This window comes from Streptomyces sp. NPDC027663, assembly GCF_055566415.1.
Map to the genome: position 1 here is coordinate 509,841 of NZ_JBVHSK010000004.1, position 8,527 is coordinate 518,367.

The window sequence follows — 8,527 nt, forward strand, 5'->3', positions numbered from 1 at the left end:
ACTGGACGCCGTATGAGAACTTCACGGCGTATAGTTTCTGCACGGCGTCACGTCCGGCGGCGTCCACTTCTGCATGCACAAGGGGAGAACATGCACATCGGAGTCGTCGGAGCAACGGGGACCATCGGCAGCCGGGTCGTCACCGAAGCCCTCGGCCGCGGTCACCACGTCCGGGCGTTCAGCCGTGACGCCGTGCAGGCGGGGCACGAGGAGCGCCGCGAGAACATCACATGGGTGAGCGTCGACGTCCTGGACGCGGAGGCCATCGCCGGCGTCCTGCCCGGCCTCGACGTCCTCATCAGCGGATTCCAGCCGGGCAACGCCGCACGGGACTTCGCGGACACCGTGCAGCGCTCCATCGCCGACCCCACCTCGTACGCCACGGTGGCGCGGGCCCTGCTGAAGGCGCTGGAGAGCCACCCGCGGACCCGCCTCATCGTGATCGGCGGCGCCGGCAGCCTGGAGATCGAACCGGGAGTGGTGCGCGCCGACTCGGACGAGCTGCTGCACTCGGCCCTGGACCAGCTGGGACTGCCGCGCGCCTACGCCGCCGCGGTGCGTGGACACCGGGACGCCCTGAACGTCCTGCGGGCCTCGAACCGGCTGTGGACCTACTTCAGCCCCGCGGAGGAGATCGCCCCCGGCGAGCGCACCGGGCGTTTCCGCGTGGGCGGCGATCAGCCTGTGCTGGACGCCGACGGCCGCAGCCGCATCTCGGCGGAGGACGCGGCCGTGGCCCTGATCGACGAGGCGGAGCTGCCGCGCTTCGTCCAGCGTCGCTTCACCATCGGCTACTGAGCCGGTTCTGCCCGACGGTCGGCCGACGGCCCGTCCGCGGACGGACGGACGCCCGCCGGAGCCGGAGTCGAACGGGTCTGGAGCACGGTCCCGCCGGTGTTGCGGATCATCTGCTGAAGCACCTTCACGGCCGTCACGTAGTCGGCGTCGTCGATGCCCTGGTGGATGCGGTCGCGGATCGCCGGCGCGTGCCGCTTGAGGGCGGCGCGGGCCTCGTCCCCGGCCTCGGTGATCCACAGCCGCCCGTCGCCGTCCCGGGTGAGCCAGCCGCGCCGCACGAGGTCCTCCGCCTCGGCCGCCGGATCGTCCTCGGGCCTGAGGTAACTGCTCATGGCCTGCCGGAGTTCGGCGACGGTCATACCGCGGCCGTCGGCCGAGAGGTCGTTCTTCGACAGATTGCGCAGCAGCCAGTACCCGGGCTGGGTGAAGCCGAGTTCGGCCTGCCAGGTGCGGGTGAAGGCGATGAGGGCTTCGTAGGCCAGTCCGGTCCAGTACGCGGCCGGCTGGGCGGCGAGTTCGGCGTCGGAGAGGGGCTGCGTGGTCATTGCGGTGCCTCCTGCGAGTGATCGCTGATGAAGGAACCGTAGAACCTCAACCAAGGTCGAGATCAAGAGCGGCCGCCGGCAGCCCGGTCAAGGCCGGCCCGTCGCCACGCCGACCGGGACCGGCCCGCCGGCACCGCGGTCGGGACCGGCCGTCGGTGCCCTGGTCGGGACCGGCCGCCGGTGCCCCGGACCGGGACCGCGCCGTCGGCGCCGCACCACGCCCTGCCGCGCCGCTGCACTCGGGACGCCGCGTCCCGTCGGCCGGCCGCCGCCGCGCTCCGTTCGGGAAGGAAAGCGGGTTGCGGTCAGCGTGGCGACACGGCAACGGACGTGGAGCGCGGGTGCGTTGGACGAGACCCCGGTATCCCGCCGCTGACCGGCGCGTTGTTACGGTGCACCGCGTGTCTGACTCCTCACGCGATACCGCACAGGGCGCCGGCTGGGGCCCGGCCGAACCCGGCAGCTACCGCCGGCTCATGCCGGACCACGTCGAGAAGCTGTCGTGGCTGAACCCCCGGACGCTCTGGGCCGCCCGCAACGGCGTTCTGGCGTCCTGGTTCGGTGACCCGACCGGCCGTACCCGCAGCCGCTGGGTGGCGAGGCGGGCGGCGGCGGGAGCGCCCGCCGACAAGGTGATCCGGCGGGACGTACCGGACCGGTTCTCCTTCATGGTCATCGGGGACACCGGCGAGGGGGACGACTCCCAGTACGCCGTCGTGCCAGGGTTCCTGAGGGCAGGTCAGGGAACCGACTTCGCGGTCATCGCCAGCGACGTCATCTATCCCGTGGGCAGCGCCGACGACTACGGCGACAAGTTCTTCCGTCCCTACCAGGACTACCCAGCGCCGATCTACGCGATACCGGGCAACCACGACTGGTACGAGGACCTCGGCGCCTTCATGCGCGTCTTCTGCGCCGACACCCCGCCGCTCGAGCCGGAGCCCCGGCCCCGCCCACTCACCGGCGCCTGGTGGCGCTCCCTGCTCTGGCACCGGGCACGCCCCGCCGACGAACAACGGCTGGCCGATGCACGGCGGTTGCGGCCGGCGCCGGGCCAACAGGCCGTGCAGCCGGGCCCCTACTGGGCGATCGACGCGGGCCCGGTGCGGATCATCGGCATCGACACCGGCCTGCTGGGCACGGTCGACGCCGAACAGGGCGCGTGGCTGCGGGAGACATCGCAAGGGCCCAGGCCGAAGATCCTCGTCAGCGGTTCGCCGTTGTACGTCGACGGTGAGCACCACCCGTGCCCGATCGAGGGCGGCGGCACGGTCGACGACATCGTCCGGGACCCGGAGCACCACTACGTGGCCGCGATCGGCGGCGACATCCACAACTACCAGCGGTACCCGGTGCAGGTGGACGGCCGCACCGTCCAGTACGTCGTCGCGGGCGGCGGCGGTGCCTTCATGCACGCCACCCACACCATCCCCCGGGTGGCCGTCGGGGGCGTCACCGAGCGCGACTTCCGCTGCTATCCGCTGCGCGGTGACTCGCTCGCCTTCTACAGCCGCCTGTACGGCCGCCGGCTCCGGCTGCGCCGCTTCTTCGGGCTGTCCGAGGCGGAGGCGACGGCCGTGATCGCCGAGCGGCTCGGCATCGAGCCGGGCCGCGCCCCGGACCCGGCCGCCCGGGTCACCCGCCGGACCCGCCTGGTCGCGAGCCTCCTCGGGGCCGGCCGCCGCCCCGACCGCCGCGCCCGGTTCCGGCTGCCCGTGCGGAAGATCTACACCCAGCTGTTCTCGCCGTCCTCCGCCACCTACAGCCCGCCGTTCTTCAAGTGCTTCCTGCGGCTGGACGTCGCCCCGGACTCGGTCCGGCTGCGCTGTTTCGCCGCGACCGGCAACCGGGCTCAGGAACTCGACCCGCCGGTCGAGGACGAGGTCGTCATCCCGCTGCCGCCGGCCCTCTCGAACTGATCACACGGTTGTCACACTCGCCTGCCAGAATCGGTGCAGAGCAGATGCACGACTGCTGACGGAGCAGATGCACGACCGCCGGAGGTGCCCGTGCCGTCCACCCCTCGCCCCCTGCGCAAGCTGGGATTCCTCACCATCGGCCTGTTCGACGCGGCCGACCCGGGCCGGGGCCACGAGTCCACGCTCGAGATCATCGAGCTGGGCGAGCGGCTCGGCTTCGACAGCGCCTGGGTCCGCCACCGGCATCTGCAGTACGGCATCTCCTCCCCCGTCGCCGTGCTGGCCGCCGCCTCCCAGCGCACCCGGCGGATCGAGCTGGGCACGGCGGTGATCCCGCTGGGCTGGGAGAACCCGCTGCGGCTCGCCGAGGACCTGGCGACGGTCGACGTGCTGTCCGGCGGCCGGCTGAACCCTGGTGTCAGCGTGGGTCCGCCGATGCACTACGCGCAGATCAAGGCCGCCCTGTACCCGGACACCGCGGACGCCGAGGACTTCAGCCATGAGCGGGTGCGGCGCCTGCTGGATCTGGTGCGCGGCAAGCCGGCCACCGATTTCAGCGGAGTGGAGGGGTTCGAGGTGTTCTCGGACTCGGTGCAGCCGCACTCCCCCGGGCTCGGGCGGCGGCTGTGGTACGGCGGCGGCAGCCTGGGCTCGGCCCGCTGGGCCGGCGAGCACGGCATGAACCTGTTGACCAGCAGTGTCGTCAAGGCGGAGGGCGGCGAGGGCACGGACGGGCCGCCGGACTTCGCCGAGATCCAGCTCTCCCACATCCGGGAGTTCCGCGCCCACCACCCCGACGGCGACGCGGCCCGGGTCTCCCAGGGACTGGTGGTGATACCCACCGACTCCGCGAGCCCCGAGCAGCGCGCCAGGTATGCGAAGTACGCGGCCGAGCGGCTGCCCCGTACGGCCTCGCCCCAGGGTCCGGCGCGGCTGCTGTTCGCGCCGGACCTGGTCGGCACCTCGGCCGAACTCGCCGAACGGCTGCACGCGCACGCAGCGTTCCGCGAGGTCGAGGAGGTGGCGTTCGCGCTGCCGTTCACCTTCGAGCACGAGGACTACGTACAGATCCTGACGGACATGGCGACGAAGCTGGGCCCGGCACTGGGGTGGCGGCCCACCGACTGACGTCCCGCGTGCCGGCCGCCGTCCCCGACACCGGGATGGCGGCCGCCGGCTGACGTCCGCGTGCCGACAGCGGGGTGGCGGCCTACCGACTGACGTCCCGCGTGCCGACCGCCGTGCCGGACACCGGGGGGCGGCCCGCCCGCCGGTTCACCACGTGCCCACCGCCGGGCCCGTGACCGGTTCGGACGGCCTGCCGTCCACGCCGACCGGCACGTCCCCGGTGAGCATCACCCGGTGCATGATCCGGGGAAAGCCCAGGTGGGCGTTGTCGCCCGGGGCGAGGTGGATGGTGGCCCGGTTGTCCCAGAAGGCCACGCTGCCGGGCTCCCAGCGGAAGCGGACGGTGTACTCCGGCCGGACCGCCTGCTCCAGCAGCATCTCCAGCAGCGCGGCGCTCTCCGGCCGGGAGACGCCGGCGATCTGCTCCAGGTAGTAGCCGTTGACGAACAGCACCCGCTCCCCCGTCTCCGGGTGCACCCTGACGAGGGGGTGCACGGAGGCGACCTGATGGTCCAGGAGATGGCGCAGGTAGGCGTCGTCGCCGGGCCGGGGCTGGTAGCCGACGCCGAGCCGGTGCTCGGCCCGCAGCCCGTCCACGAAGGCACGGACCGGGGCGGACAGCCCGGCGTAGGCGGCGGCCAGGTTGGCCCAGGTGGTGTCGCCGCCGTACGGCGGTACGGTCTCGGCGCGCAGGACGGTCGCCGCCGGCGGGTCGATCCGGGCGCCGTGATCGCAGTGCCAGCCGCGCAGCAGGGTGTGCCGGCGCCGCTGCAGCCACTCCTCGTGCTCCATGCCGAACCGGCCGCCCAGCTCCAGCCGGTCGGCCGTGGTCTCCACCTCCGGGTGGTCCACGGGTGAGGCACTGCCCCGCCGCCCGAGGACGACCGGCTCGCCGAAGCGGCGGGCGAAGGCGACATGGCCGGCGTGGTCGAGAGCCTGCCCCCGGAAGAACACCACCTTCCAGCGCAGCACGGCCCGCCGGATCAGGGCCACCACGGCGTCGTCGAGGGGCCCGGTGAGGTCGACCCCGGTGATCTCGGCGCCGATGTGCCCGGCGACCGGATGCACCTCCGCACCCGCGGTGTACTCCGTTCCGTCCACGGTCGCCCTGTCCGCCGTCATGCGCCCTCCGGTGCTCGTCCGATCCGGTTGCCGCAGCGATCGTGACACTCCCGGACGTCGATCCGCGACCTCCCCGATCACCGTGGTCCGGGCCACCGCCGTGCTGCGGGTGTCCGCACGGCACCTCTCAGGCGGGCCGAGGCGCAACCGGTTGGATCTCCACCGGATGCGGGCGCCGAGCGGATCACCGGAGGATGGGAGCGGCTTGCGCTCCGGGTCCGACGGGCCGTTCCGGGCGCCGGCCGGCCCCTTGCCGTGCGGTCGATCGGTGGTCAGCGTGAGCGATGAACCGACGCGGATCCAGGTCCGCATCGCCGTCGTCCTGTTCGTGCTGACCGTCACCGCCGGCGCCGTCGACGCCATCACCTTTCTCGGCCTCGGACACGCCTTCGCCGCGCTGACGACCGGCAACGTCCTGTTCCTCGGGTTCGGGGTGGCGAGGACGGGAACGCCGGTCGCCCGGCCCGCCGAGGCGCTGGCCGCCTTCGTGGCGGGGGTGGCCGCCGCCGACGTCGTGGTCATGCGGCTGCACCGGCGGGGACGGCACTGGTTCGTACGCGCCCTCGCCGTGGAGACGGGGCTGATCGTGCTGGCCGGGCTGGTGGTCCTCGGCACGAGCGGACGGCGCACGCCCGCCGAGCACGTCATGGCCGTCGCCGCCGTGCTGCTCGCGGCCGCCATGGGCTGGCGCAATCGCGTGATGTTCCAGGCACGTATCCCGGACATGCCCACCACCGTCCTGCAGATGACCCTGGTCAAAGTGCTCGTGGACGCGCTGTCCCGGCGGACCGGGGCCGTGCCGGGCGATCCGCTGCTGCCACGGGCGCGACGCCTGGCCACCGTCCTCGGCGTCTTCGTCGGCGGCGTCGCCGGCGCGCTGCTCCTGCGCCTGTTCGGCGCCGGGTACGCCCTGTTGTGCGTCGCCGCTCTGGTGGCGTGCGCCGCTGCGTTCTACTCCCGCTCTCCCCGGCTGCGGCCCCCGCCCGCCGCGGAGCCCGGACGCGAGCAGTGAGCTACTGCTCCTCGACGTGTCGTCCGGCGACGCCGCCCGCAGGCGCGGCGAGGCTGCCCAGGATGTCCAGCAGTTCGGCGCTGCGGCTGCCGGGTTCGGCGTGGAAGACGACCAGGGTGAGGCCGTCGGTGCCCTCCACGGCGAGTTTGTTCGAGTGCAGGTCGAGGTCGCCGACCTCGGGGTGGCTGAGGTGGCTGACCCGGCCGCGCCGGGGGCGTACCTCGTGGCGGGACCACAGGGTGCGGAAGCGTTCGCTGCGCAGGGACAGTTCGCCGACCAGGTCGCGCAGCCGGGGATCGTCGGGGTCGGCGCCGGCCTCGGAGCGCAGGGCGGCCACGCCCTCCGCGGTGAGGTCGGTCCAGTCCCGGCGCAGCGCGCGCTCGGCGGGGTCGAGGAGGACGGCCCGCAGCAGGTTGACGCCGGGCGAGTAGTTCGGGGTGAGTGCGGTGGCGAGGGGGGTTGGCGGCCACCAAGGCCGGGGCCCGGCGGGGAGCGGACGGCACCTGGATCGTATCGCGGCACCCCGAGGACCTGAAGGCGCAGGTGTACGACAACCTGCGCAATCTGGGCGTGGACACTCTGGACGTGGTCGATCTGAGGCTCGGTGACGTGGATGTCCCGAACGAGGACTCGGTCGCCGACCAGTTCGGGGCCCCGGCCGAGCTGCGGGAGCGGGGGCTGATCCGGCATCTCGGGCTGAGCGCGGCGTCCCTCGCGCAGCTGGACGAGGCCCGGGTGATCGCGCCCGTGGTGACCGTGCAGAACCTGTACAACCTGGCGAACCGGCAGGACGACACCCTGCTGGAGCGGACGGCGGCCGAGGACATCGCCTTCGTGCCGTACTTCCCGCTCGGCGGCTTCACCCCCTTGCAGTCCGGGACGCTGACGAAGGTCGCCGCCCGGCTGGAGGCGTCGCCGCAGCAGGTCGCGCTCGCCTGGCTGCTGCGCCGCTCGCCGAACGTCGCGCTGATCCCCGGCACGTCCTCGCCGAACCACCTGCGGCAGAACATCGCCGCCGCGGGCCTGGTGCTGCCGGACGACGCGATGGCCGAGCTGGACGGCATCGCGGGCTGAACCCGCCCGGCCGGGGGTACTCAGGACCCCTGGGACGGACGCACGGAAGGGAGCCGGATGTGTCGGCGGAGGACCGGCTGCGGACGTACCGCGGCAAGCGCGACTTCGAGCGGACCCGCGAGCCGTCGGGAAAGACCGCGCCGGGCAGGGAGGGAGAGCCGCATTTCGTGGTGCAGATCCATGACGCGCGCCGGATGCACTTCGACTTCCGGCTCCAGGTCGGTGACGTCCTGAAGTCCTGGTCGGTGCCGAAGGGGCCGTCCGGCGACCCCGCGGACAAGCGTCTGGCGGTGCCCACGGAGGACCATCCGCTGGAGTACGAGGACTTCGAGGGCGTCATCCCGAAGGGCGAGTACGGCGGCGGCACCGTGATCGTGTGGGACCGCGGGACGTACGCCCCGCTGAGCCACGACCGCAGGGGGCGCCCGGTGGACTTCGCGGAGTCCCTGGAGCACGGTCACGCCACCTTCCGGCTGCACGGCACCAAGCTGCACGGCGAGTACGCCCTCACCCGCTTCCGCAGCGGGACGGACGAGGAGGAGGCCTGGCTGCTGGTCCGCAAGGGCCCGGCGCGGTCGGACGGCCACGGCACACCCGACCCCCGCCGCGCCCGCTCGGTACGGACCGGGCGCACCCTGGCCCAGGTCGAGGCGGCCGAGGGCACCGGGTGAGGGACGGGTCCGGGCAGCGCGGTCACGTCGTGGCCCCGGACCGGTCATCCCCGGCTCGCCGGTCGGCCCGGTCACGAAGCGGCCCCGGACCGGTCGTCCCCCGCTCGCCGGACGGCCCGGTCACGAAGCGGCCCCGGACCGGTCGTCCCCCGCTCGCCGGACGGCCCGGTCACGAAGCGGCCCCGGACCGGTCGTCCCCCGCTCGCCGGACGGCCCGGTCACGAAGCGGCCCCGGACCGGTCGTCCCCCGCTCGCCGG

General features: G+C 73.5%; 7 protein-coding genes and 2 pseudogenes. 6 read left to right on the plus strand and 3 right to left on the minus strand.

The window, feature by feature from the left end:
- Nucleotides 1-90 precede the first annotated feature (90 nt).
- Nucleotides 91-798: an NAD(P)-dependent oxidoreductase gene (locus ACZ4SF_RS15265; protein WP_468383566.1), complete on the plus strand. Its 708-nt coding sequence runs from the start codon at nucleotides 91-93 to the stop codon at nucleotides 796-798.
- A gap of 89 nt (nucleotides 799-887) precedes the next feature.
- Here ACZ4SF_RS15265 and ACZ4SF_RS15270 read toward each other — a convergent pair.
- Nucleotides 888-1,343, minus strand: a pseudogene (locus tag ACZ4SF_RS15270) (MarR family transcriptional regulator); the annotation flags it as partial.
- Between the two features lie 401 nt (nucleotides 1,344-1,744).
- Between ACZ4SF_RS15270 and ACZ4SF_RS15275 the strand changes: the two are divergent.
- Nucleotides 1,745-3,262 (plus strand): metallophosphoesterase family protein, encoded by a 1,518-nt coding sequence (locus ACZ4SF_RS15275; protein ID WP_468383568.1) that lies wholly within the window; start codon nucleotides 1,745-1,747, stop codon nucleotides 3,260-3,262.
- Nucleotides 3,263-3,352: 90 nt separating this feature from the next.
- The gene (locus tag ACZ4SF_RS15280) at nucleotides 3,353-4,390 is read left to right on the plus strand and encodes an LLM class flavin-dependent oxidoreductase (protein WP_468383571.1); all 1,038 of its coding nucleotides are present in this window, start codon (nucleotides 3,353-3,355) and stop codon (nucleotides 4,388-4,390) included.
- 147 nt (nucleotides 4,391-4,537) lie between these two features.
- Here the strand turns inward: ACZ4SF_RS15280 and ACZ4SF_RS15285 are convergent, their stop codons facing one another.
- Nucleotides 4,538-5,512 (minus strand): TauD/TfdA dioxygenase family protein, encoded by a 975-nt coding sequence (locus ACZ4SF_RS15285; protein WP_468383574.1) that lies wholly within the window; start codon nucleotides 5,510-5,512, stop codon nucleotides 4,538-4,540.
- Nucleotides 5,513-5,789: 277 nt separating this feature from the next.
- Here ACZ4SF_RS15285 and ACZ4SF_RS15290 point away from each other — a divergent pair, with 277 nt between their 5' ends.
- On the plus strand, nucleotides 5,790-6,524 hold the full coding sequence (locus tag ACZ4SF_RS15290) for a YoaK family protein (protein WP_468383576.1): 735 nt from the start codon (nucleotides 5,790-5,792) through the stop codon (nucleotides 6,522-6,524).
- Nucleotide 6,525: 1 nt separating this feature from the next.
- Here the strand turns inward: ACZ4SF_RS15290 and ACZ4SF_RS15295 are convergent, their stop codons facing one another.
- On the minus strand, nucleotides 6,526-7,038 hold the full coding sequence (locus ACZ4SF_RS15295; RefSeq protein ID WP_468383713.1) for an MmyB family transcriptional regulator: 513 nt from the start codon (nucleotides 7,036-7,038) through the stop codon (nucleotides 6,526-6,528).
- On the opposite strand from ACZ4SF_RS15295, the pseudogene ACZ4SF_RS15300 reads away from it, so the two are divergent.
- Together ACZ4SF_RS15300 and ACZ4SF_RS15305 are read left to right on the plus strand one after the other, a co-directional pair.
- A pseudogene (locus ACZ4SF_RS15300) lies at nucleotides 6,993-7,598 on the plus strand (oxidoreductase); the annotation flags it as partial. The gene ACZ4SF_RS15295 and the pseudogene ACZ4SF_RS15300 overlap by 46 nt on opposite strands.
- Nucleotides 7,599-7,657: 59 nt before the next feature.
- Nucleotides 7,658-8,269 carry a DNA polymerase ligase N-terminal domain-containing protein gene (locus tag ACZ4SF_RS15305; RefSeq protein ID WP_468383578.1) on the plus strand — a complete coding sequence of 204 codons (612 nt, stop codon included), beginning with the start codon at nucleotides 7,658-7,660 and terminating at the stop codon, nucleotides 8,267-8,269.
- Nucleotides 8,270-8,527 lie beyond the last annotated feature (258 nt).